This is a genomic window from Nocardioides sp. YR527, from assembly GCF_900101045.1.
Taxonomy (GTDB): Bacteria; Actinomycetota; Actinomycetes; order Propionibacteriales; family Nocardioidaceae; genus Nocardioides.
On record NZ_FNFN01000002.1, the window covers coordinates 64,259 to 87,422 of the forward strand.

Annotated in this window: 18 protein-coding genes; 10 read left to right on the forward strand and 8 right to left on the reverse strand. The window is 70.5% G+C overall.

Annotated elements, in window-relative coordinates:
* Positions 1–103: 103 nt before the first annotated feature.
* On the reverse strand, positions 104–1,852 hold the full coding sequence (locus tag BLT25_RS04790) for an ABC transporter ATP-binding protein (RefSeq protein ID WP_091042662.1): 1,749 nt from the start codon (positions 1,850–1,852) through the stop codon (positions 104–106).
* Complete coding sequence (locus BLT25_RS04795) at positions 1,853–2,497, reverse strand: TetR/AcrR family transcriptional regulator (protein WP_176883632.1); 645 nt, start codon at positions 2,495–2,497, stop codon at positions 1,853–1,855.
* Between the two features lie 180 nt (positions 2,498–2,677).
* Between BLT25_RS04795 and BLT25_RS04800 the strand changes: the two genes are divergently transcribed.
* The 8 genes from BLT25_RS04800 to BLT25_RS04835 all read left to right on the forward strand — a co-directional run bounded on the left by BLT25_RS04800 (position 2,678) and on the right by BLT25_RS04835 (position 12,223).
* The gene (locus BLT25_RS04800; RefSeq protein WP_091042668.1) at positions 2,678–4,390 is read left to right on the forward strand and encodes a S8 family peptidase; all 1,713 of its coding nucleotides are present in this window, start codon (positions 2,678–2,680) and stop codon (positions 4,388–4,390) included.
* A gap of 71 nt (positions 4,391–4,461) precedes the next feature.
* Entirely contained in the window at positions 4,462–5,085 is a 624-nt protein-coding gene (gene pnuC / locus BLT25_RS04805; RefSeq protein ID WP_091042670.1) for a nicotinamide riboside transporter PnuC, read from the forward strand.
* On the forward strand, positions 5,078–6,127 hold the full coding sequence (locus BLT25_RS04810) for an AAA family ATPase (protein WP_091042673.1): 1,050 nt from the start codon (positions 5,078–5,080) through the stop codon (positions 6,125–6,127). The genes pnuC and BLT25_RS04810 overlap by 8 nt, the downstream gene beginning before the upstream one ends.
* Positions 6,124–7,689, forward strand: a complete 1,566-nt coding sequence (locus BLT25_RS04815) for a MoxR family ATPase (protein ID WP_091042676.1) — start codon at positions 6,124–6,126, stop codon at positions 7,687–7,689. Before BLT25_RS04810 ends, BLT25_RS04815 begins: the two co-directional genes overlap by 4 nt.
* A complete protein-coding gene (locus tag BLT25_RS04820) occupies positions 7,686–8,360 on the forward strand; it encodes a hypothetical protein (RefSeq protein WP_091042678.1) in 675 nt (224 codons plus the stop codon). The genes BLT25_RS04815 and BLT25_RS04820 overlap by 4 nt, the downstream gene beginning before the upstream one ends.
* The gene (locus BLT25_RS04825; protein WP_091042680.1) at positions 8,357–10,237 is read left to right on the forward strand and encodes a vWA domain-containing protein; all 1,881 of its coding nucleotides are present in this window, start codon (positions 8,357–8,359) and stop codon (positions 10,235–10,237) included. The genes BLT25_RS04820 and BLT25_RS04825 overlap by 4 nt, the downstream gene beginning before the upstream one ends.
* The gene (locus tag BLT25_RS04830) at positions 10,230–10,856 is read left to right on the forward strand and encodes a hypothetical protein (RefSeq protein WP_091042683.1); all 627 of its coding nucleotides are present in this window, start codon (positions 10,230–10,232) and stop codon (positions 10,854–10,856) included. The genes BLT25_RS04825 and BLT25_RS04830 overlap by 8 nt, the downstream gene beginning before the upstream one ends.
* 2 nt (positions 10,857–10,858) lie before the next feature.
* Positions 10,859–12,223: a phenylacetate--CoA ligase family protein gene (locus BLT25_RS04835; protein ID WP_218131245.1), complete on the forward strand. Its 1,365-nt coding sequence runs from the start codon at positions 10,859–10,861 to the stop codon at positions 12,221–12,223.
* A gap of 58 nt (positions 12,224–12,281) precedes the next feature.
* On the opposite strand, the gene BLT25_RS04840 is transcribed toward BLT25_RS04835, so the two are convergent.
* Positions 12,282–14,276: a beta-galactosidase gene (locus BLT25_RS04840; protein WP_091042688.1), complete on the reverse strand. Its 1,995-nt coding sequence runs from the start codon at positions 14,274–14,276 to the stop codon at positions 12,282–12,284.
* Positions 14,277–14,281: 5 nt separating this feature from the next.
* Positions 14,282–14,929 carry a pyridoxamine 5'-phosphate oxidase gene (gene pdxH, locus BLT25_RS04845; RefSeq protein ID WP_091042689.1) on the reverse strand — a complete coding sequence of 216 codons (648 nt, stop codon included), beginning with the start codon at positions 14,927–14,929 and terminating at the stop codon, positions 14,282–14,284.
* Positions 14,930–14,998: 69 nt separating this feature from the next.
* On the opposite strand from pdxH, the gene BLT25_RS04850 reads away from it, so the two are divergent.
* Positions 14,999–16,102: a citrate synthase 2 gene (locus BLT25_RS04850; RefSeq protein WP_091042692.1), complete on the forward strand. Its 1,104-nt coding sequence runs from the start codon at positions 14,999–15,001 to the stop codon at positions 16,100–16,102.
* 83 nt (positions 16,103–16,185) lie between these two features.
* Here BLT25_RS04850 and BLT25_RS04855 read toward each other — a convergent pair whose 3' ends face one another.
* Positions 16,186–16,665 (reverse strand): GNAT family N-acetyltransferase, encoded by a 480-nt coding sequence (locus tag BLT25_RS04855; protein ID WP_091042695.1) that lies wholly within the window; start codon positions 16,663–16,665, stop codon positions 16,186–16,188.
* A 43-nt stretch (positions 16,666–16,708) separates the two neighbouring features.
* Here BLT25_RS04855 and serC point away from each other — a divergent pair, with 43 nt between their 5' ends.
* On the forward strand, positions 16,709–17,824 hold the full coding sequence (serC, locus tag BLT25_RS04860; RefSeq protein WP_091042699.1) for a phosphoserine transaminase: 1,116 nt from the start codon (positions 16,709–16,711) through the stop codon (positions 17,822–17,824).
* 15 nt (positions 17,825–17,839) lie between these two features.
* On the opposite strand, the gene BLT25_RS04865 is transcribed toward serC, so the two are convergent.
* From BLT25_RS04865 to BLT25_RS04875, 3 genes are all read right to left on the reverse strand, one after another.
* Entirely contained in the window at positions 17,840–18,790 is a 951-nt protein-coding gene (locus tag BLT25_RS04865; RefSeq protein WP_091042702.1) for an SMP-30/gluconolactonase/LRE family protein, read from the reverse strand.
* A complete protein-coding gene (locus BLT25_RS04870) occupies positions 18,787–19,998 on the reverse strand; it encodes a class I SAM-dependent methyltransferase (protein ID WP_091042704.1) in 1,212 nt (403 codons plus the stop codon). Before BLT25_RS04870 ends, BLT25_RS04865 begins: the two co-directional genes overlap by 4 nt.
* A 237-nt stretch (positions 19,999–20,235) precedes the next feature.
* Positions 20,236–23,034 (reverse strand): FAD-binding and (Fe-S)-binding domain-containing protein, encoded by a 2,799-nt coding sequence (locus tag BLT25_RS04875; RefSeq protein ID WP_091042706.1) that lies wholly within the window; start codon positions 23,032–23,034, stop codon positions 20,236–20,238.
* Positions 23,035–23,164 lie beyond the last annotated feature (130 nt).

The following is a 23,164-nucleotide window of genomic DNA, read 5'->3' on the forward strand; positions in this document are numbered from 1 at the left end:
TCCTCGGATGCTGACCGAGGTACCTCGGTGCGGATGCAGTTCCTTCGTGGAGTTCCACGAAGGAGGTGATCGTTCACCGAGTTACCTCGGTGAGCATTCAGCCTCATGCCGCCGCCTCCTCTGCGCTGAGCTGGGAGGAGACGATCTCCTGGTAGGTGGCATTGCCGGCGAGGAGCTCCTCGTGGGTGCCTTCGCCGACGACGGCGCCGTCCTCGAGCACGAGGATCTTGTCGGCGTCGCGGATGGTGGAGACGCGCTGGGCGACCACGACGACCGTGGCGTTACGGGTCTCGGGGGCGAGCGCGGCACGGAGCCGGGCGTCGGTGGCGACGTCGAGCGCGGAGAAGGAGTCGTCGAAGAGATAGATGTCGGGCCTCCTCACCAGCGCCCGGGCGATGGCCAGGCGTTGCCGCTGGCCGCCGGAGACGTTGGTGCCGCCCTGGTCGATCTCGGCGTCGAGGCCGGTGCCGTCCTCGGGGGCCATCCGCTCCACGAAGTCCCGCGCCTGGGCGACCTCGAGCGCATGCCAGAGCTCCTCGTCGGTGGCGTCCGGCTTGCCGTGGAGCAGGTTGGAGCGGACGGTGCCGGTGAAGAGGAACGCCTTCTGCGGCACCAGCCCGAGGGAGCTGCGCAGGGTGGCCGGGTCGAGGTCGCGTACGTCGATACCGCCCACACGCACGGCTCCGGCCGTCGCGTCGAAGAGCCGCGGGATGAGGCCCAGCAGGGTCGTCTTGCCGGCGCCGGTGGAGCCGATGATCGCGACGGTCTGCCCGGGCCTGGCCTCGAAGGTGAGGTCGTGGAGGACGGGGTGGTCGGCGCCGGGGTAGGTGAAGCCGGCTCCGGTGAAGTCGACGTGCCCGTGCCGGGAGATCTCGGTGACTCCCGCCGCCGGCGGGGTCACGCTGGTCTCGGTGTCGAGGACCTCGGCGATCCGGTCGGCGCAGACGGCGGCACGGGGCACCTGCATGAGCATGAAGGTGCCCATCATGATGGACATCAGGATCTGCATCAGGTACTGCAGGAAGGCGGTCAGCGGGCCGACCTGCATCAACCCCTCGTCGACCCGGATGCCGCCGAACCAGATCACCGCGACGCTGGCGACGTTGATGACCAGCATCATCAGCGGGAACATCGTCGACATCCAGCGCCCGGCCCGCAGCGCGACGTCGGTGAGCTCGTCGTTGGCCTTCGCGAAGCGCTCTGTCTCCTGACGCTCGCGTACGAACGCGCGGATCACCCGGATGCCGGTGATCTGCTCACGCAGGATGCGGTTGACCGCGTCGATGCGCTCCTGCACCTTGCGGAAGTTGGGGACCATGCCGCGCACGACCACGGTCATGGAGATGAGCAGCACGGGGATGACGACCGCGAGCAGCCAGGAGAGCCCGGCGTCCACGCGGATCGCCATCGCGACGCCGCCGATCATCATCATCGGCACCATCACCGCGAGCGTGCAGGTGAGCACGGCGAGCATCTGGACCTGCTGGACGTCGTTGGTGGTCCGGGTGATCAGCGACGGGGCGCCGAAGCGGCCGACCTCGCGAGCGCTGAAGGAGCCGACCTTCGCGAAGATTGCCGCCCGCAGGTCACGGCCGAAGCTCATCGAGCTCCGGGCGGCGAAGTAGACGCTGGTGATCGAGGCGAGGATCTGCACCAGCGCGACGCCGAGCATGATCGCGCCGATCTCGAGGATGTAGCCGGTGTCGCCCTTGGCCACACCCTTGTCGATGATGTCGGCGTTCAGGCTGGGCAGCAGCATGAAGGCCGAGGTCGAGAAGAGCTGCAGGATCGCGATGACGATCAGGAATCTCTTGTACGGGAGCAGGTAGTCCCGCAGCAGTCGGAGAAGCATTCAGTCATTCCCTCTGGTCAGGCCGTGCTCGATGAGAATGCCGCCGAGCAGCACGTCGATGACGTCCTCGCTGCTCAACGGCTGGTTCGTTCGGTTCAGACCGGGGAGCCAGGCCCCGATCGTGAGGCTGCGCAGCACCAGCGCGGCCTTGCGCGGCGGCAGCCGCAGCTCGTTCACGTGCGGCTCGAAGACGAGCCTGGTCAGGTTGTCGACGAGGGCCTTGTTGGCCTCGATGAGGAACTTCGGGGGCCCGTGCTGCGGACGTACGTCCTCGGGGTCGGGCTGTTCTAGAACGGCCGAGCGCACCGCCATCATCACGAGGAGGTTGCGCTGCGAGGATGCCGCGAGCAGGTCGATGACCGCCCGGAGCTTGTCCTCGATCTCGGCCTTGCCCTCCACGACCTCAGTGATCGACTCGTCCGCTCGGACCGGATCGAAGATGTTCTCGGCGACCGCCCGGTAGAGCTCCCGCTTGTCGCGGAAGTGCCGGAAGATGGTGCCTTCGGCGACTCCGGACGCCTCGGCGATCAGCCTGGTCGTCGTCGCCGTGCCGTGCTCGATCAGCAGCGTCTCGGTCGCCGCGATGATCGCTGCGCGCCGGTCTGCTGCGGGAATCGGCTTGGCCCGCGTACGTCGTTCGTCCACGTCGACCAGCGTAAGTGAGTGAGCACTCACTCACAACCCAATTATTGGGTGGCTGGTCCCCCCAAACCCTGTTCGAGCGGATGCCGACTAGGGCATGCTGGGTCGCTATGCCGGGCCGACAAGGGCCATGGCAGCGGTGGTCCCGACAATCTCGGCCACCGGATCCGGAATGGAGACAGCATGCGTAGGTTGTTGACAGGCGCGACCGCGGTCGCGCTGGGGGTCACCGGCACCCTCGTCATGGCGAACTCGGGCAACGCCACCTCCGACCAGGAGGTCCGCTATGTCGTGGCATATGCCGAGGGATCCTCGGCCGCCAGCGCCCGTGCCGCGGTGAAGGCCGCGGGGGGCGAGATCGTCTCGGAGAACAGTGACATCGGTGTCGCGACGGTCACCGCGGGCGAGGACTTCGCCCGGGCGGCGAACGCCTCGAGCGCCCTCGTCGGCGCGGCCCAGGACAGGATCGTGGGCGCCACCACCCCTGACGCGGCGAGCAAGGCCCGCAAGCAGGAGGTGTCGAAGGTCGAGACCGAGTTCCGTGGCACCCAGGGCACCGCACCGAAGGCGCCGAAGCACAAGCCCAAGACCGAGCCGCTCTCCGGCCTGCAGTGGGACATGGCCCAGATCGACGCCGCGGCGGCCAACAAGACCGAGCGCGGCAAGGGTGTCCGCGTCGGCATCCTGGACACCGGTGTCGACGGGTCGCACCCCGACATCGCCCCCAACTTCGACGCGAAGCTGAGCCGCAACTTCACCACCGACATCCCGGTCGACGCCAACGGCGACGCGGTCGACGGTCCGTGTGAGGACGAGCCCGACGCCTCCTGCACGGACGCGGCCGACGTCGACGAGAACGGCCACGGCACCCACGTCGCCTCGACCATCGCCTCGCCGGTCAACGGCGTCGGCATCTCCGGCGTCGCCCCGCAGGCCGACATCGTCAACCTGCGCGCCGGCCAGGACTCCGGCTACTTCTTCCTGCAGCCGTCGGTCGACGCGCTGACCTACGCCGGCCGCAACGGCATCGACGTGGTCAACATGAGCTACTACGTCGACCCGTGGCTCTTCAACTGCACCAACCACCCGGCCGACTCCGCCGCGGACCAGGCCGAGCAGGTCACGATCATCACCGCGATGCAGCGTGCCCTCGACTACGCCCGCGCCCGTGGCGTCACCCTCGTCGCGGCCGCCGGCAACCAGGCGATCGACTACACCAAGCCGCAGACCGACGCGAGCAGCCCCGACTACGCCAGCGAGCCCGGCGAGGCCGCCTACGTCCGTGACCTGCTCGACCCCGAGTCGTGCGTCTCGATGCCCACCGAGGGCAACGGGGTCATCGCGGTCAGCGCCACCGGTCCGTCCGAGCGCAAGTCCTACTACTCCAGCTACGGCAACGGCTTCGTCGACGTCGCGGCGCCTGGTGGGGATGCGTACGACACCGCGGACGGGACGCGCGACTACGCCGCCACCATCCTGGCCGCCTACCCCTACGACCTGGGCGTGGCCGAGGGTGCGATCGACCCGGCGACCGGCGAGGTCCTGGTGCCGTGGGCGGTCGCGGACTGCTCCAGCGGTGAGTGCTCCTACTACCAGTACCTGCAGGGCACCTCGATGGCCTCCCCGCACGCCGCTGGTGTGGCCGCGCTGATCGTCGGCAAGTACGGACACCACGACCGCTCCGGCAAGACCCTCTCGCCCCGTACGGTCGAGAAGATCCTGCGCTGGTCGGCCACCGACAAGGCCTGCCCGGTGCCGGCCGACTTCACCTACGTACGCCACCTGCCCAACGGCACGACGGCGACCTCCACCCACACCTGTGAGGGTGGCGAGGCGCCGAACGGCTTCTACGGCAGCGGCATCGTCAACGCGAAGGCAGCGGTCGGCCGACGCTGATCATCTCCTTCGACTCGGCCCGGATGCTCATCTCGAGCATCCGGGCCGTTCCATTCCTTTAAGGTTCGGCCATGCAGAGTTGGTTGGTGGCGCACTGGGTCGAGGTCGCCGGGGTGGTCACCGGAGCGGCATGCGTGATCCTGGCGGCGCGGCGGAGCATGTGGACCTATCCGATCGGGATCGCGAACACTGCGCTCTACCTGGTCGTCTTCGCCGAGAGCGCCCTCTATGCCGACGCGGCGCTGCAGGTCATGTTCATGGTGCTCTCGGTGACCGGCTGGGTCGACTGGGCACTGGCCCGTCGGCGGGAGTCGGCGGCGCACCTGCGCCGGGACGAGGCGTTCGTCGGGGTCGCCTCGGCCCGGACGCTCCTGCTCATGGCGCTCGGGTTCGCGGTGGCGTTGGCGGCGATCGCGTACGTCCTGCACGCCTTCACCGACTCCACCACCGAGGTTCCGGACGCCGCCGTCACCGCGGGCAGCGTGATCGCGCAGATCATGCTCAACCGGCGCTGGTGGCAGTGCTGGCTGGTCTGGCTGGCCGTCGACGTCGTCTCGGTCGGCCTGTACGCCTACAAGGGGCTGTGGCCGACCGCGGTGCTCTACCTCGGCTTCTGTGTGATCGTCCTGGTCGCGCTGCGGGACTGGCGCCGGGTGCTGGTCCCGACCCGCGAGCCGGAGGTCGCGGGTGTCTGAGCGGTCTTTCGACCACGGGTTGGTGCTCGGGAAGTTCTACCCGTTCCACGCCGGCCACCAAGCACTCATCCGTGCGGCCCTGCGCGCCTGCGACCGGGTCACCGTCGAGCTCCTCGGCGCGCAGGTGGAGACCATCCCGCTCGAGGTGCGCGCGGAGTGGCTGCGCGAGGAGCACCCGACCGCCCACGTGGTCGCCGCGATGGACGAGGCGCGGGTCGACTTCGACGACCCGGCGGCCTGGGACGAGCACATGGTGGTCATCTCCGAGCTGCTCCCGGCCCCGGTCGACGCGGTCTTCTCCTCCGACGCCTACGGCGAGGAGCTCGCCCGGCGGCTGGACGCGACCTGGGTCCAGGTCGATCCCGGCCGGGTGTTCAACTCGGTGTCGGGAACGGCGATCCGTCGAGACCCGGCCAGCCACTGGGCCGAGCTGCCCGCTCCGGTCCGCGCCTGGCTCACCGAGCGGGTCGTGGTGCTCGGCGCGGAGTCGACCGGGACCACGACGCTGGCTTCTGAGCTTGCCGTCGGCCTGGGGACACACTGCGTCCCCGAGTACGGCCGGCTCTGGTCCGAGATCCGCCCTGGCGGCCTGTTCACGCCCTGGCGCAGCGACGAGTTCGACCTGATCGTCGACCGGCAGATCGGCTGGGAGGACGCCGCCCGGCGCCGGGTGCCGAAGCCCGTCCTGGTCTGCGACACCGACGTGCTGGCGACGACGCTGTGGCACGAGCGCTACGTCGGCCCGACGCCCGCCCACCTCGTGGCCCGTGCCGCCGCGCACCGGCCGGTCGCCTACGTCCTGACCGGGGACGAGATCGACTTCGTGCAGGATGGGATGCGCGACGGCGAGCACGTCCGGCACGGGATGCAGGAGCGGTTCCGCGAGGTGCTGGCCGGCCAGCCGGTGCCGTGGATCGAGGTCCGCGGCAGCGTGGCCGAACGCCTTGCCGCGACCCACGAGTTCCTCGAGCCACTGCTCGGGCGAAGCAACCGGATCGGCCCGTCATTGGAGGAGCTCGCGATGGAGGACAGTGACCAATGAGTGATCGTTGGCAGAAGACGTCGGCCTCGCCGACAGTGCCGCACGTCCAGCACGGTGGGCCTCGCGACGGGCTGACCGCAGCCGACCTCTTCAGGTCTCCGGACGAGACCGTGGAGCTGGACGAGAAGCTGCGGCGTACGTACTTCTGGCTGGTCAACAAGGCGGTGATCTCGCCGTTCTACGACGTCGAGTTCGACGCGGCGAAGGCCAACCGGTTCCCGCTCGGCGACGCCGGGGCGGAGATCACGCTGCCGACCCAGCCGGCCTACTCCTCCAACGTGCTGCTGCCGCTGCTCACCTTCGCGGTCGGCGGGAAGTGCCTGATGATCGGCGGGCCCGGGCGCGGCAAGACGACGCTCGCGGTGCTGATGGGGGTGCTGTCCGGGGCGACCCCGGAGGACGTACGCCGCCACCTGCAGCAGGGGCAGCCGCAGCTGACCGTGTCGGACCTGGTCGGGCTGCCGCTGCCGCGCGACCTCGTCTCCGCGGGGTCCCTGGCGGAGATCACGATCGCCTGGAAGTCGTGGCTGACGGAGAAGGTCAAGATCGTCGACGAGTACAACCGCATCCCCACCAAGACCCAGTCGGCGCTGCTCACCATGGTCGCCGAGGGCTATGTGGAGAGCCACGACCAGCTGCGCCGGACGGCCCCGGAGGAGGGTGTCGAGAGCTGGTTCTTCACCGCCAACGACGACTCCGGCGGCGGCACCTTCCAGGTCATCCAGGCCCTCAAGGACCGGCTCGACGTCACCGTCCAGGCCTTCGGCTTCAACGGCCGCTTCTTCGACGAGCTGGTCACCCGGGTCGAGGCCGGCGAGCGCCCCGAGGAGCACGTGCCGTCCTCGCTGGTCTTCTCCCCCGACGAGCAGTCCACGATGTTGGCCGCGATCCGGGCGGTGCCGCTGCCTGCGGACGTACGCCGGAAGCTGGAGTACTTCACCGGGCAGTTCGAGTTCGTCCAGCACGGCGGGCGGCGCTTCGAGTACCGCACCAAGGACGTCGTCGCGACCGCCGGCGGCGACGTGAGCGCGGTCATCGACGCCAACTCCGGCGCCGACCTGGTCGTCGACCTCGGCGCGCAGACCCTCAACGGGCTCTCCGTCCGAGCCCTGCAGACCCTGATCCTGTACGCCAAGGCGTCGGCGTGGTTCCGCGGCGCCTCGTCCGTCGGGCTCGACGACGTACGCGCGATGGTGCCGTTCGTGCTCCGCGGGAAGCTGCTGCCCAACCCGCAGCACCCGCGCTTCGAGGCCGGTGACAAGGAGCTCGCCCACGACCCCGCCTCGTGGCTCGTCGACCTCTTCGACACCGCGATGAAGCAGTTCGTCGCGCTCGGCCTCGAAGCTGCCGACCCTGTCGGCGACCTGCTCGCCGAGCTCGGGGGCGGGCTGGACGGGCTCGACCGGCTGACCGTCTCGCAGCGGTTGACCCGGATCGAGTCGGAGGTCGGCCGGATCTCGAAGGTCGGCAAGATCTACGGCCGCGACTACGACGACCTGGTCGCGCTGAAGTATCTCCACCAGCGGTACTCCAACTACCTCCACTGGCTGGAGGGGGCATGATCCGTCGCCCCGGCCACTCGGTGAACGCCTCCACCCGCCTCGCAGACCCGACGCCGATGCCCGTCGTGGTCGGTCTCGACCTGGAGCTCGCCGCGGCCAACGTCGCTCGCTTCGGCGGGGACGAGCAACGGTTCGACTCCTCTCTACGGGCCGGGCTGCGGGCTCTGGGGTCGCTGCCGTCCGAGGCACAGGCGGTCCAGGACCTGGCTGCGGTCGCCGCCTGGCGCTCCGGGGTCATCGGGCTGCGCACCGATGCGCTCCGAGCGTTGTCATCCTGCCTCGATGCCGGGCTGAGCGGCGCTGCCGCCGCGACCCTCGGGATGCCTTCCACCGACATCGCGGGATTCGCCGAGGGGCAGCGTACGGACCGGTTCTTCTGGCCCGCCTGGCGCGGCCTCGGCCGCGCCTATCTGCTCGCCCGGATCGGCGGGTTCGCGGGGCTCGGCGGGCCATGGTCAGCCCACCCCGGCGACGTCCTCCCCGTGGGCGAGGGGCGGTGGCTGGTCGAGGTCGGCGAGGAGCTGTGGGAGGTCACCGCCGACCTGTTCGGACACTCGGTCTCGCTCGCTGCTGACGACCCCGGCCCTGATGATGCTGCAGGTACGCCCGGGGTCCGCGTCGTCAGCGTGCCGACGTCCTACCTGCTCGAGGTCGTGCGGGAGGCGGCGTGAGGGCACCGACGGCCGCCGAGCGCGAGGCCTGGGAGGAGGCCCTGGACCTGTGGGGCGTGGACCTCCACGACCCGGTCGTGCACACCCGCTCCAAGGAGCGCAGCTTCGCCTGGTTCGGGTTCCCGCCCGAGGTCAACGTCGACCCCGGCGAGCTCGCCCGCCACGGCGGAGAAGGGCATCTGACCAGCGTCTTCGCTCACGAGATCGGTCACCACGTGCTCTCCCCGAGCACCCGGGTCGACTCACTGAAGATCCGTCAGCAGATGGCCCGGGTGATCGACCTCTACGACCGGCAGCACCGCCTCGACCTGGCCGCGGCGAGCGGGTTCTGCGCCAACCTGTGGTCCGACATGCTGATCAACGACCGGGTGATGCAGCTGCAGCGCGCCCGGCTCGCCCCGGACGGCACCCCCGACATGGTGCAGCTCACCCAGGCCCTCGCGGCACCCGCGCTGGCCAAGGGGCTGCGCGGCGCCGACGACAACGAGCTGTGGTGGGTGGTGCAGCGGGCGTACGAGCTGCTCTGGCGGCTCCCCGAGGGCACCCTCGCCTGGCCGGAGGCTCCGACAGCGTGGAGGGCGGCCTACGAGCGAGAGATCCAGCGCCTCCGGCAGCAGGTCAAGAACCAGCGCCGCAAGGGCCTCCCCAAGGAGCGCGCCGACCGGTGGCGGGCCCAGCGCGAGGTGGAGCAGCGGGAGCGCGATCTCGCTGACCTCGAGTACGACCCGCGAGCCGGCCTCGACCCTGCTCATGACGCGACGACGGTGGCCGACGTGGTGCGTACGCTCGCCGCCGACCCGGTCAGCGGCGCGGTGCCCTGGGCGATGGTGATGGTGCCCTACCTGCTGCTCGGATTTCAGGGCACCGGATGTCACGAGGAGTCGCCGGGAGCGCCCACCGCGGCCGAGCTCGCCGGGGCGATCGGCGACCCGCGGCTGCAGAAGCCCCTGGTCCACCCGGAGGACGCCGAGGTGGTCGTCGCGGAAGGCTCCGCAGGAGCCGCCGACGACGGCAGCGGGCAGGCCCTTGGCCTGGCCCGGACGCTGGAGCTGCTGGCCGGCGCCGACCCCAACGCGGTGATGGCGGCCTGGTACGAGGCCGAGGCCCGTCCGCACGTCGCACCCCTGGTGCAGCGCGGGCTCGCTCCCGCCGGGCCCGCGATTCCGGGTCCCTTGGAGGAGTGGGGGCTCGGCGACGACCTCGCCGAGCTGGACTGGCCGGCGACGCTGACCACGGGAGCGGTGTTCGTGCCGGGGGTGACCACCCGGCGGCGTACGTTCCTCCCGGACGAGCCCGAGCCGGACGACGAGCCGGTGCTGCTCGACCTCTACCTCGACTCCTCGGGGTCGATGACGCATCCACAGCGCGGTTCGGCGGCGATCGTCGCCGGGACGATCCTGTCGCTCTCGGTGCTGCGTGGCGGCGGTCGCGTGCGCGTCACCTCGTGGAGCTCGGCCGGGCAGGTCGCCGGCGACAGCGCCTACACCCGCGACCGGGTCGAGATCATGCGGCAGCTGACCACCTACTTCGGCGGCGGCACCACCTTTCCCCTGGACCTCCTGCGAGCCCGTTACCCCGAGAGCCGGCGACCGGCCGAGGGGCAGCGCCACCTCGTGGTTCTCTCCGACGCCGGCCTCGACACGTTCCTGGGCCGCGGCCAGGAGGAGTACGCCGACGTCGCCGCAGCCGTGCGGCGCGTGATCGACACCGGGTCCCTGATGATCATCGGACACTGGCGCGGGCAGTCGCGCGAGCAGGCCGAGCGGCTCGGCTACGACGTCGCCGAGATCCCCGACGTGATGCAGGCGCCCGCGGCGTGCGCCGCGCTCGCCGCACGGATCGCCGCCTACACGCCGGAAGGAGCAGACCGTGGCTGACGAGGAACTGTTCGAGGCCTGGCTCGACGAGGAGCTCGATCTCGACGCCGCCTGGGACGGACTGGCGCCCGGACCGACGGTCGACGAGGTGATGGCGCGGATCTCGACCACGCCGTCGTGGTTCCTCGACGAGACCGTCGACGTCGTGGCGCTGGCCGGCGACGTGCTGGACGAGTCCGGTGGCCCGGTCATCGCGGCTGCCCGGAAGGCCGCGGCGACCTCGAAGGTCGTGGCACGGCAGAGCGCCGCGGTGGTGCTGTGGCTGGTCTCCTCCCAGGAGCTGGCCGGGCCGCTCTCGACCGCTCTCCGCGTCGACCGGCTCGACCGGGCGCTGCTCGCGATGTCGCTGCGGCTCGCCGCGGTCGTCGAGCCGCAGCGATGGGTCGACGAGGCGGAGCGCCGCGAGGAGGCCGCACGCACTCTGCTGCTGTGGTGCGGCCAGTGGCCGGGCGGCGAGAGCGAGCAGAACGCCCGAGCCATCCTGTCCCGCCTCGACTCCGCCGCCCGCGCCGAGGCGCTCGAACGGGCCCGGCGCGACCGGGAGCACCGCTCGGAGATCCGGCGGCGCCTGGAGGAGGCGCGAGCGCGTGAGGCCGCCAGCCGCTACAGCCCGGAGTGATCGTGACGGAATCGCCGAAGGACCCTCTTGACCTGGCCGAATACACCCCGATGGCCTCGGCGGCCCTCACCGACGCCGAACGCTGGCCGGGCCTGTCCGCCGCCGGATCCGCACGGCTGGCCGCGGCGGACGGCCATCCTGCGGCGCCGGTCTGGCGGCATCGGGTCGGCCACCGGCTCACTCCGGCCGAGCAGGAGGCGGCCCGGTCGCAGCTTCCGGTCACGGGCTGGCTCGAGGAGCATCTGGCCGTGGCACGGTCACTGCCTGCGTACCGTCGACATCGGGGAAGACTCGACGCACTCGGTGACTTCCCGCTGATCACCCGGCAGAACCTGGTCGACGACATCGGCGGGTTCGTGCCGCTGGACGCCGACTACGGGCGGATGCTGCACGGCACCTCCTCGGGAAGCACCGGGGCGGCGCTGGTGATGCCGGACGATCCCGACGAGCTGGCCCGCGGGTTCCACTGGCTGCGCGACATCGTCGCCAGGCTGAGCGGCGGCTGGGAGCCGGATCCGGAGCGGTTCGCCGTGGTGCAGGTCGTGTGGCAGCGCCAGGCGTTCACGTACGTCTCGGTCGCACCCGGCTTCGGCGAGAGCCTGGTGGCGCGCGTCAACCTCCATCCCGGCGAGTGGCCGACGGCGGACCAGCGGGCGTTCCTGCGCGACGCCGACCCGCAGGTGATCTCCGGGCATCCGACATCGCTGGAGCACCTGCTCGACCTCCGTGACGTCGTACGCCCGATCGCGATCATCTCCTCGGCGATGGCGTTGAGCGCGACGCTACGCGCGGACCTGGAGCGGACCTTCGCGTGCCCGGTGATCGACGTCTACGGGCTGCACGAGACCCGGCCGGTGGCGGTCAGCACCGACGGCGGCCCGTTCGTCGTCGCCGACCGCCGGGTGCACGTCGAGATCCTCGGTCCCGACGGCTCCGCTCTTCCCGAGGGCGAGATCGGCGAGATCGTCGTCACCGCAGGTGAGAACGCCTTTATGCCGCTGGTCCGCTACCGCACCGGCGACACCGGCCGCCTGGTCCGCGTCGACGGCAGGCTCGCGATCGACGCCCTCGAGGGGCGCGAGGCCACCGTCTTCACCACCCCGTCCGGCACCCCGGTCCCCTGCGTCGACCTCACCCAGCACCTCCAGGACGCCGGCGCCCGCGGCTGGTCGGTCGAACAGGCCGCCGACGGCACCGTCGTCGCGACCATCGCCGGCGGCGACGCCGCCGCGGTCGCCGCTCGACTGGGCTCCATGCTCGCCCGCGAGGTCACCGTTCACCGCGTCGACACTCTCACCGACCTCGGCGATGGCAAGCCACGCCGCTACAGATCTAGCGCCACGCATCCAGAAGGTCGTCGGCAGTAGGCGCAGAGAATAGTTTCTCCCGTGGTTGTATCGCGAGCGAGAGTAATCTTCGAACCTCTCAGCGATCCTCCCTGATGACCGCGACCTGACCCGCGCGGACCAGATGCGGGCCGCCCTCGTTGCCGGAGAGCAGGTCGGTGCCGCGCACGGGGACGATGACCGCCTCGTGGGTGTGGTTGATGACGAAGACGTACGTCCCCTGCTCACCGACCCGCCGGATCGCCTCGACGCCCTCGGGGAGGCCCCCGACGACCGGCTTGGTCGTGGTGAAGATCTGGGTGGCCAGCGTGTCGAGGGCGTCGGGAGCGAGCTCGGTGCCGACGTACCAGGCGGTGCCCTTGCCCACGCGTCGACGTGTGACGGCCGGGTCGCCGGCGCAGTCACCGGTGGCGTACGCAGCCACGACATCGGCCCCGACCGCTCGGCCGCGCTCGCTCCAGATCGCGCCGGAGCCGTAGGCGGTCAGCGGGATCTCGTCGCCCTCGGGAAGCGGGCAGAACTCCTCGATCCGGACCCCGAGAAGATCGGACAGCGCGCCCGGGTAGCCGCCCAGCCGGATGTGGTCGTGCTCGTCGACGATCCCGGTGAAGTAGGTGGCGACCAGGGTGCCGCCGGCCTCGACGAAGGCGGTGAGCCGGTCGACGGTCTCGTCAGAGAGCAGATACTGCGCGGGCAGCACCACGACGTCGTAGCCGTCGAGCGGGTCGGTGACCCCGACGATGTCGACGCCCAGGTTGCGAGCCCAGCAGGCCTTGTGCCAGGCCCGGGCGGTCGCCATCGGGTCGACGTCGACCGACGGGTGCGAGTCGAAGGTGGCCGCCCACCACGATTCCCAGTCGAAGACGATCGCGACGCTGGCCTGCTCCACCCGGGTGCCGGCGACCTCGGCGATCGCGGAGAGATCCGCCCCGAGGCGTACGACGTCTCGCCACAGCCGGCTCTCGGTGCCGGCGTGCGGGACCATCGCGGAGTGGAACTTCTCCGCACCGCCGCGCGAGGCGCGCCACTGGAAGAACAGGGCGCCGTCCGCGCCGCGGGCGACGTGCTGGAATGAGTTGCGGCGCATCTCGCCGGTGGTCTTGGCGATGTTGCGCGGCTGCCAGTTGACCGCGGAGGTGGAGTGCTCCATCAGCAGCCACGGTTCACCGTGGGCCCAGGAACGGGTCAGGTCGGCGGTCATCGCGAGCTGCGGGGTGCGGTCCTCATCGGCAGCGATGAGGTAGTGGTCGTTGGAGACGAGATCGCCGACGTCGGTCCAGCTCCGGTAGTCGAGCGACTTGCGAAACCCCATGAAGTTCGTGGTCAGCGGCTTGGCGGAGTGCGACCGCACCGCCGCCGCCTCGACCCGGTAGAGGTTGCGGATCTCGTCGGAGCAGAACCGCCACCAGTCCAGCTGCTGACCGGGGTTGGCGAAGTTTCCGTAGGAGACCTGTCGCGGCGGCCCGATCTGGTCCCAGCGGGTGTAGCGCTGGCTCCAGAAGGCCGTCGCCCACGCCTCGTTGAGCCTCTCGACCGCGCCGTAGCGCTCCTGCAGCCAGCGCCGGAAGGCCACCGCGCTGGCATCGCAGAAGCAGTGGTCGTTGTGGCAGCCGTACTCGTTGTTGACGTGCCACATCACCACCGCCGGGTGGTCGTCGTACCGCTTGACCAGCTCGGCGATGAGGGTCGTGGCGGCGTCGCGGTAGGCGACCGACGAGGGACAGTACGCCTGGCGCGCACCGAACGCGCGCGGATTGCCGATCGGGTCGACGAGCGTCGCCTCCGGGTGACGCTCGAGGAACCACGGCGGCGGGCTCGCGGTCGCGGTCGCCAGGTCCACGGCGATCCCGCCCGCGTGCAGCTTGTCGAGCACCCGGTCGAGCCAGCCGAAGTCGTACGTCCCCGGCTCGGGCTCCAGCAGGGCCCAGGAGAAGATCCCCACGCTGACCAGGTTGACCCCGGCCTCCCGCATGAGGCGTACGTCCTCGTCCCAGACCTCCTCCGGCCATTGCTCCGGGTTGTAGTCGGCGCCGTAGGCGATCCGCCCGCCGAGCGCCTGGGTGACCTGTTCCATCCCCCTCACGGGGCCAGCCGCTCGGTGCGCCATCTCTCGCCCTCGCGCAGGTAGACGAGCCGGTCGTGCATCCGCCCTGGCCGTCCCTGCCAGAACTCGACCCGCTCCGGCTCGACGCGGTAGCCGCCCCACTCCTCCGGTACCGGGACCGGCTGACCCTCGAACTGCGCCTCGATCCGCTCGTACGCCGCCTCCAGCTCCTCGCGCCCGGCGACGACCCGGCTCTGGTGGGAGGCGTGCGCGCCGAGCTGGGAGCCGCGCGGACGCTGGGAGAAGTAGGCCTCGACATCCTCGCGGGAGAGCTCGTGGGCGCGCCCGTCGATGCGTACCTGTCTCTCCAGCGGATGCCACGGGAAGAGCACGGCACAGCGCGGGTTGTGCTCGAGGTCGGAACCCTTGCGGGAGGCGGTGTTGGTGAAGAAGGTGAAGCCCTCGGTCGAGAAGCCCTTCAACAGCACGGTCCGCGACGAGGGCGCGCCGGCTGCCGAGACGGTGGAGACCACCATCGCGTTGGGCTCGACGATGCCCGCGTCACGAGCCTCGGCGTACCACCTCTCGAACATCAGGAACGGGTCGGTCGCGAGGTCGTCCTCGTGCAGCCCGCTGCGGGTGTAGTTCTCTCGTGCTGCCGCCAGCTCAGCCGCCAGATCCATGCCGTCGAGCCTATCTTCTGGGCGGGTGGGGCAGAATGCGGAACGACACTAGGAGAATGGGAGACGGCAGTGAGCCAGGTACAGCACGGTCTCGAGGGCGTCGTGGCCTTCGAGACCCAGATCGCGGAGCCCGACAAAGAGGGTTCGGCCCTCCGTTACCGCGGGGTCGACATCGAGGACATCGTCGGCCGGGTTCCGTTCGAGAACGTCTGGGGCCTGCTGATCGACGGCTCATACGGCCCCGGGCTGCCGCCCGCGGAGGCCTACAACCTGCCGGTGCACACCGGTGACGTGCGCGTCGACGTCCAGGCCGCCATCCCCATGCTCGCGCCCGCCTTCGGGTTCGGGCAGACCTACGACATCTCCGACGAGCAGGCCCGCGAGGACCTCGCCCGCGTGGCCGTCATGGTCCTCTCCTACGCCGGCCAGTCGGCCCGCTCCATCCACCTGCCGGTGGTGCCGCAGCGCGAGGTCGACAACGGCAGCACCCTGGCCGAGAAGTTCCTGATCCGCTGGCGTGGCGAGGCCGACCCCGCCCACGCCCACGCGATCGACGCCTACTGGTCCTCGGCCGCCGAGCACGGCATGAACGCCTCCACCTTCACCGCCCGGGTGATCACCTCCACCGGCGCCGACGTGGCCGCGGCCTTCTCCGGCGCGATCGGCGCGATGAGCGGCCCGCTCCACGGCGGTGCCCCCTCGCGCGTGCTCGGCATGATCGAGGACGTCGAGAAGTCCGGCGACGCCGACGCCTATGTGAAGGGCCTGCTCGACTCCGGCGAGCGGCTGATGGGCTTCGGCCACCGCGTCTACCGCGCCGAGGACCCGCGTGCGCGCGTCCTGCGCCGCACCGCCCGCGAGCTCAACGCGCCTCGCTTCGAGGTCGCCGAGGCCCTGGAGAAGGCCGCGCTGGCGGAGCTGCGGGCCCGCCGCCCCGACCGCGTCCTGGAGACCAACGTCGAGTTCTGGGCCGCGATCGTCCTCGACTTCGCACAGATCCCGGCCAACATGTTCACCTCGATGTTCACCTGCGCCCGCACGGGTGGCTGGTCTGCCCACATCCTGGAGCAGAAGAAGACCGGGCGGCTGATCCGCCCGAGCGCCATCTACACCGGCCCCTCCCCCCGCCCCGCCGACGCGGTCGAGGGCTGGAACGCCGACTGGGCGAAGTAGGCACATCCGGGTTGTGAAGTTGAGAGTGACCTATAGGGCACGCTCGACTTCACAACCCCAGATGCCTCACGTGGGGCAGCAGGTCAGCCGTCGAGGCGCTTGGCCATGCAGACCACGAGGTCGTCGTCCTTGTAGTAGCCGAAGGGCTCGACGTCGACATAGCCGTAGGCGGCGTAGAGGCCGATGGCCTCGTGCTGGAGGCCGCCGGTGGTGAGGACCATGACCTCGAAGCCGGCGGCCCGGGCCGAGGCCTCGACGTGAGCGAGCATCCGCTTGGCGAGGCCTTGGCCCTGGGCCTCGGGCACGACGTACATCCGCTTGATCTCGGCGGTCACCTCGGTCCCGAGGGCGAGCTCGCCGGAGCGTCGCCAGGCGCCGGACGCGACCGGGACCTCGTCGAGGTAGGCCAGGAAGTAGGTGCCCGACGGCGGCTCGAACATCTCCGGGACCGTCGGGTCGTAGTCGGGTTCGCCGTAGCGTTCCACGTAGAACTCCTGGACCCGGTCGACCAGCTTCTGCGCATCCGGGTGGTCGTACGCGACCCGGCGAATCTCAACAGACACGTCGGTATTCTGGCCGATGCCCGCAACTTGCGAGAATGGGTTTATGACGCTGCAGATCCCCGCCGACCTCCTCCCCGCCGACGGACGCTTCGGGTCCGGGCCGTCCAAGGTGCCCACCGGCCGCCTGGAGGCGCTCGCCGCGACCGGGGTGTCGGTGATGGGGACCTCTCACCGGCAGCAGCCCGTGAAGGATCTCGTCCGCCGCGTCCAGACCGGGCTGGCCGACCTGTTCTCGCTGCCGGAGGGCTACGAGGTCGTCATCGGCAACGGCGGCTCGGTGGCGTTCTTCGACCTGGTGACGTACGCCCTGGTGCGCGAGCGCAGCCAGCATGCCGTCTTCGGGGCGTTCGGCAAGAAGTTCCTCTCCGCGGCCGAGGCGGCGCCCTGGCTGGCCGATCCATCGGTGATCTCGGCCGATCCGGGGGCCCTGGCCGTGCCGACACACGAGACCGACGTCGATGTCTACGCCTGGACACACAACGAGACCTCGACGGGTGTGATGGCTCCGGTCGTACGTCCCGCCGGCGCGGGTGCGGATCAGCTCACCGTCGTCGACGCGACCTCTGCGGCCGGCGGGCTGCCGCTCGAGGTGGCCCAGAGCGACGTCTACTACTTCGCGCCGCAGAAGTCGTTCGCCTCCGACGGCGGTCTGTGGCTGACCCTGCTCTCCCCCGCAGCGATCGCGCGAGCAGAGGAGATCGCGGCGAGCGGCCGCCACATCCCCTCGTTCTTCTCGCTGACCGAGGCGATCAAACAGTCCCGCAGCGCGCAGACCGTCAACACCCCCTCCGTCGCGACGCTCTTCCTGATGGCCGAGCAGCTCGACTGGATGAACTCCTCCGGCGGGCTGGACGCGATGGTCGCCCGCACCACCGCCTCCTCCGACGCGCTCTACGCCTGGGCCGAGAAGGCGCCGTACGCCCGCCCGTTCGTCGAAGACCCCACCCATCGCTCCCTCGTCGTCGGCACCGTCGAGCTCGACGCCGGCATCGACAAGGACGAGCTGCGCCGCGTACTCGCCGAAAACGGCGTCGTCGACCTCGACGCCTACCGCGGCATCGGCACCAACCAGCTCCGGATCGCGATGTACCCCTCCGTCGACGCCGCCGACATCGAGGCCCTCACCGCCTGCATCGACTGGGTCGTCGACCGCCTCTGACCCGGCGACTCGGCGTCACTTGCGCTTGCGGAAGATGAAATACGCAGCGACGGCGAGCGCCACCAGGGCGACCGGTCCGACCGAACCGCCGGTGTCCCCGCCGTCGTCCTCGGCCCCCGGCTCAGGCTCAGCGGCCGGGGTCGGGGTAGCGGTCGGGGACGGCTCGTCGCCGAGCACCTCGCTGATCAGCGCGGGGTCGACCCGGATCACCTCCGCCCGGATGCCCTCGCTGGTCACGACCACCTCGCCCTTCGAGGTGACCCCGATGGCCTCGCCCTGCTCCTGGTCGGGGGTCCGGAACGAGCCCACCCGGTCCATCGAGGGCCAGTCGTAGATCGTGGCGGAGTAGTAGCCGCGTACGACCAGATGCTTGCCGTCGGGGAAGAAGGCGCCGTCGGTGGCCATCGGGATGACCGGGGCGACCTCCTTCAGCCGGTTGGGGCCGTCGGGGTCGAGGCGCTCCGGCACGGCGTAGAGCCGCCCGCCACCCCAGTCCTTCGTGGCGACGAAGACGCGGCCGTCGGGGTGGGCCAGCAGGGACTCGGCGTTGTGCGGGCCGTCGGGGTAGACGAGCTCGTAGACGGTCGGCGAGACCGTGCGCTCGCCCCGCCCGACGCGCACCTTCGCGATCCTGATCGAGTCCCAGACGCCGTTGTTGTCGCCGATGTCGCCGACCCAGACGTGGTTGCGTCCCGCCGGCGCAAGGCCTTCGACGTCGACCGGGTCGGCAGCCCAGTGGGTCACGCCGACCGTGTCACCGCGCGAGTCGACGGTGAAGACGCGTCCGCTGTCCCCGGAGTCGTTGGTGGTGGCGTACAGGCCCTTGCCGAGCGGCGTCAGCGCGCTGGCCTCGCTGATCGTCGGGTCGGAGAAGGCGAAGAGCACGTCGTCGCCGGCCGCGCTCGCGGGCAGGGACGTGATCAGCAGCAGTCCGAGCGCGCCCGCGGCGGCGACGACCGCTTTCATCGGTCCGCGAGCAGCTCGCCGAGCTTCGGACGTACGCCCCACTCGGCGACCAGCTCGTCGTACTCCTTCTTCACCGAGCCGCCCTTGACCGGCGAGCCGGTGCGGATCGCGCGAAGCATGGTGTTGCGCGGGGTGTGCTGGCTCTCCACGAACTGCACCACCTCGACGCGGTAGCCGGACAGACGCAGCAGGCTCGCGCGCAGCGCGTCGGTCAATGTGTCGGCGAAGCGCTCGCGGAGGATGCCGTGGCGGGTGAGCATGGAGTAGGGCGTCGGGGTCGGGGCCTTGCGGAGCTGGGCGGCGATGTCGTGGTGGCAGCACGGTGCGGCCAGCACCAGCGGCGTCTCCCACTCGATCGCGCGGGCGAGGGCGTCGTCGGTGGCGGTGTCACAGGCGTGCAGAGCGAGCACCACGTCGGGCTTCTCGGTGAGCTGTACGCCCTCGATCGTCCCGGCCACGAACTCTGCTTTCACCCCGAGCTCGGCAGCGATCTTCGAGTTGTGCTCCCGCGACTGCTCCTTGACGTCGACGCCGGTGACGACGACGGGGAGCTCGCGGACCTCGGTGAGGTAGCGCTGGGCGGCGAAGGTCAGGTAGCCGTTGCCGGCACCCAGGTCGATGATCCGCAGCGGATCCTCGGCAGTGGGCGTGCGGACCTTGCCGGACTTCATCGCGTCGGTCAGGGCGGCGTCGAGCTGGCGCAGGAACTCCTCGACCTGGCGGTACTTCGCCTGGCGCGACGGCTTCAGCTTCCCGTCCTTGTCCGAGAGCCCGAGCACCCGGAATACCGGATCGGACTCCGGCAACAGCCGTTCTTTTGCCTGGTCATGGCCTCGTTCGACCTCGACCGGCGCGGTCAGCTCCGTGGTCGAGACAAGCGCCGTCGTGGGCGACTTCGCCTGGATCTGGGTCTGCTCGGTCGCCGTCGTCACGATCCAGTTGGCGAACGGTTCGTCGAGGAGATCGTCCAGTGCCGAACTATCTCCCACGGGATGATTCGCGGTGAACGCCTGGGTCGCGTCGTACGTCGTGATCTGCAGGTGTCGCCCCGCCTTCAGGTCGACGTAGCGGATCTCGGCGCGACGCCACTTCGGCGTGCTACCACGCTGCTTGCCCGACGCGACGGCCTTGACCAGCTGCTCGGGATCGAGGATCACCGATCGCATCCGGTTCAACGCCCGCAGCAGCGGCTCGGACTCCCTGCTCATCGGACCACCGAGGCGATCACGACGATCAGCAGCAGTCCGATCAGCGCGCCCGGAATGATCAGTCGACGGGTCCGCGGATTCACCGCTTCAGTCTAGGCGCGGCCGGGCGCCAACACCCATCGACGGCGTCGGCCGCGCATGTAACACGTCGTTCGTAGGACTATCCGGTCGTTCAGATAGGGCGAGTAGTCCTACGAACAACGTGTTACACCTCTCGCGGCCGGCGCCGCCGCCGACTCAGACGCGTGAGGCGAAGAGCTCGGCGAGGTGCATCGTGGGCACCGAGGCGAGGTCGTCGAGCTGGACGCGACACGACATCCCGTCGGCCAGGACGACGGCGTCGGGGTGGGACCGGACGGCCGGGAGCAGGTGGGTCTCGGCGACTGCGACCGACACCTCGTAGTGCCCCTCCTCGACCCCGAAGTTGCCGGCCAGGCCGCAACATCCGGAGACCCGGGTGACCGTGGCGCCGGCCTTCACCAGCAGCGCCTCGTCGGCCGCCCAACCGAGGACGGCGTGCTGGTGGCAGTGCGGCTGCGCGACGACCTCGACGCCGCTCAGGTCGGGCAAGGTCACCCGCCCCTCGGCCACCAGACGGGTCACCAGCTCGGCGAACGTCAGCATCCCATCACGTACGACCTCGGCCTCGGGCAGCGCCGAGAGCTCCACCGAGTCCGACCGCAGCGTCGCGGTGCACGACGGCTCCAGACCGACGACGGGGACGCCGGAGGAGACATAGGGCGCGAGCGTACGAACCGTCTTCTCCATGATCGCGCGCGCGTCGTCGAGCTGGCCGGTGGTGATCCAGGTGAGCCCGCAGCACGCCTTCTCGCCGATCACACGCACCGTCAGACCCTGCGACTCGAGCCAGGCGATCGCGCCGTGACCGGACTGGGCGAAGAAGTGGTCGGTGAAGGAGTCGGCCCAGATCCACACGTCCGGGGTCTCGGGGAGCTTCGCGGTCGGCGCCGACCGCTTCAACGTCTTCGGCGCGAACGCCGGGATCGAGCGCCGCTGGTCGATCCCGGCGGTCTTCTTGGCGATCTTCGCCAACGGGCCGATCTTGAGCGACGCGTTGGCCATGCCCGTGAACGGCGCCGCGAGCCGCGCCCACTTCGGCAGCTGCCCGAGAAGGGCGTGCGAGCGCGGCCGCCGCTCCCCGAGGACGTCGTGCTTCTGATAGAGCGCCTCGGACTTGTACGTCGCCATGTCGATGCCCGTGGGGCAGTCGGACGCACACCCCTTGCAGGCCAGGCACAGGTCGAGCGCCTCGCCCACCGCGGGGTCGCCGAGCCCGCCGACGAGCGACCCGTCGAGCGCCTCCTGCAGCACCCGCGCGCGTCCTCGGGTCGCGTCCTTCTCTTCGCGAGTCGCGAGGTAGGACGGGCACATCACTCCGGCGGTCTTCGGCGCGACGCACTTGCCGACGCCGGTGCAGCGGTGCGCCGCCGCACCCAGGTCACCGTGGTCATGGATGAGCCGCAGCCCGGTCCGGGGAAGGGCACGGGGTCGCACCGGACGCAGGTCGTCGGTGATCGACGCGGGCCGCACGATGTTGCCCGGGTTGAGCAGCTCCGAGGGGTCACAGATGCCCTTGACCTGCTCGAAGAGCTCGATGGAGGTCGAGTCGTACATGAGAGGAAGCAGCTCCGAGCGCACCCGCCCGTCACCGTGCTCGCCCGAGAGCGAGCCGCCGTACGTCACCAGTCGAGAAGCACACGCGGTCATGAACTCCCGGAACACCTGCGCCGACTCCGGCGAGTCCGGCGCGAAGGGGAAGTCGATGCGGCAGTGGATGCAGCCGTCGCCGAAGTGACCGTAGGGATAGCCGTGCAGCCCGAAGTCCGACAGGATCCCCTCGAAGTCGCGCAGCCAGGCACCGAGGTGCTCAGGCGGGACCGCGGCGTCCTCCCAGCCGGAGTGGGCCGGCGTCGGCAGCGAGACCCCGGCGAGACCGGCACCGTCCTCACGGATCCGCCACAGCGCAGCCGCCTCGGCGGGGTCGGAGACCAGCCGCGACTCGAGCGCGCCCGACTCGGCGGCAAGACGTTGCACCAGGTCAGGAGCATCCTGACCGGCAACCTCGACCATCAGCCAGCCGGCTCCCTTGGGAAGATCCGGCACCGGGCGACCCTTGGCCCGCACCAGGTCGGCGATCCGCGCGTCCATCCCCTCGCACGCGATCAGCCGCCCCGGCGCCACGGCCAGCAGCGCAGGCACCGCGTCGGCCGCGTCCGCCATTGTCGGATAGCCGAGCACGAGCAGCAGCCGCCCGGGCGAGTCCTCGACGAGACGTACCGTCGCCTCCAGGACGGTCGCCAGGGTGCCCTCGGTGCCGGCCAGGAACCGGTCGACCCGCCCGCCCTTCTCGGGCAGCAGGTGCTCGAGCGAGTAGCCCGAGACCTGGCGGCCGAAGCGGCCGAACTCGGTGCGTACGTGGGCCAGGTGAGAACCCACGAGCGCCTGGAGCCGCTCCGCGGTCTCCCCCGAGGAGACTCCGTCCGCGTAGGCCGCCTGCTCGCCGTTGCCGAAGAGCACGGTCAGCGCCTCGATGTTGTCGACCGTGCGGCCGTAGCCCAGCGCACGGTTGCCACAGGCGTTGTTGCCGATCATCCCGCCGATGGTGCAGCGGGTGTGCGTGGACGGGTCCGGCCCGAACCGCAGCCCGTGCGGGGCGGCGGCCCGCTGCAGGTCGGCGTGGATGACACCCGGGTCGATCCGCGCGGTCCGCGCCTCCGGGTCGATCTCGTAGATGGTCCGCAGGTCCCGGGTGTCCACGACGATCCCGGACCCGACGGCGTTGCCGGCGATCGAGGTGCCCGCACCTCGCATCGTCACCGGCGCCCCGGTCGCACGGGACACCGCGTGCACGGCGAGCAGCTCGTCGCGCGACTGCACCCGGACGACCACCGAGGGCACCACCCGATACAGGCTCGCGTCGCTGGAGTAGAGCGCCCGGGCCAGCGGCGAGTCGTCGACCCGGCTGATCCCCTGGTTGCGCAGCTCATTCGCCAGATCCGAGGCAGTCGCATTCACCCGCTCATTGTCACAGACCGCCAGGTCACCACCGCCCAGCGCCCATCGCAGGCGACCACAACCCGAACCCGTCTCACCAACCGATATATGACTCTCATATAATGGGACAGCCCGCGAGAGTCGGGCGCTT

Excerpts from the sequence above, each read along its gene's own strand:
- BLT25_RS04790 (WP_091042662.1), bottom strand. The coding sequence starts at position 1,852 with ATGCTTCTCCGACTGCTGCGGGACTACCTGCTCCCGTACAAGAGATTC.
- BLT25_RS04800 (WP_091042668.1), top strand. The coding sequence starts at position 2,678 with ATGCGTAGGTTGTTGACAGGCGCGACCGCGGTCGCGCTGGGGGTCACC.
- pnuC (WP_091042670.1), top strand. The coding sequence starts at position 4,462 with ATGCAGAGTTGGTTGGTGGCGCACTGGGTCGAGGTCGCCGGGGTGGTC.
- BLT25_RS04815 (WP_091042676.1), top strand. The coding sequence starts at position 6,124 with ATGAGTGATCGTTGGCAGAAGACGTCGGCCTCGCCGACAGTGCCGCAC.
- BLT25_RS04820 (WP_091042678.1), top strand. The coding sequence starts at position 7,686 with ATGATCCGTCGCCCCGGCCACTCGGTGAACGCCTCCACCCGCCTCGCA.
- BLT25_RS04840 (WP_091042688.1), bottom strand. The coding sequence starts at position 14,276 with ATGGAACAGGTCACCCAGGCGCTCGGCGGGCGGATCGCCTACGGCGCC.
- pdxH (WP_091042689.1), bottom strand. The coding sequence starts at position 14,929 with ATGGATCTGGCGGCTGAGCTGGCGGCAGCACGAGAGAACTACACCCGC.
- serC (WP_091042699.1), top strand. The coding sequence starts at position 16,709 with ATGACGCTGCAGATCCCCGCCGACCTCCTCCCCGCCGACGGACGCTTC.
- BLT25_RS04865 (WP_091042702.1), bottom strand. The coding sequence starts at position 18,790 with ATGAAAGCGGTCGTCGCCGCCGCGGGCGCGCTCGGACTGCTGCTGATC.
- BLT25_RS04870 (WP_091042704.1), bottom strand. The coding sequence starts at position 19,998 with ATGAGCAGGGAGTCCGAGCCGCTGCTGCGGGCGTTGAACCGGATGCGA.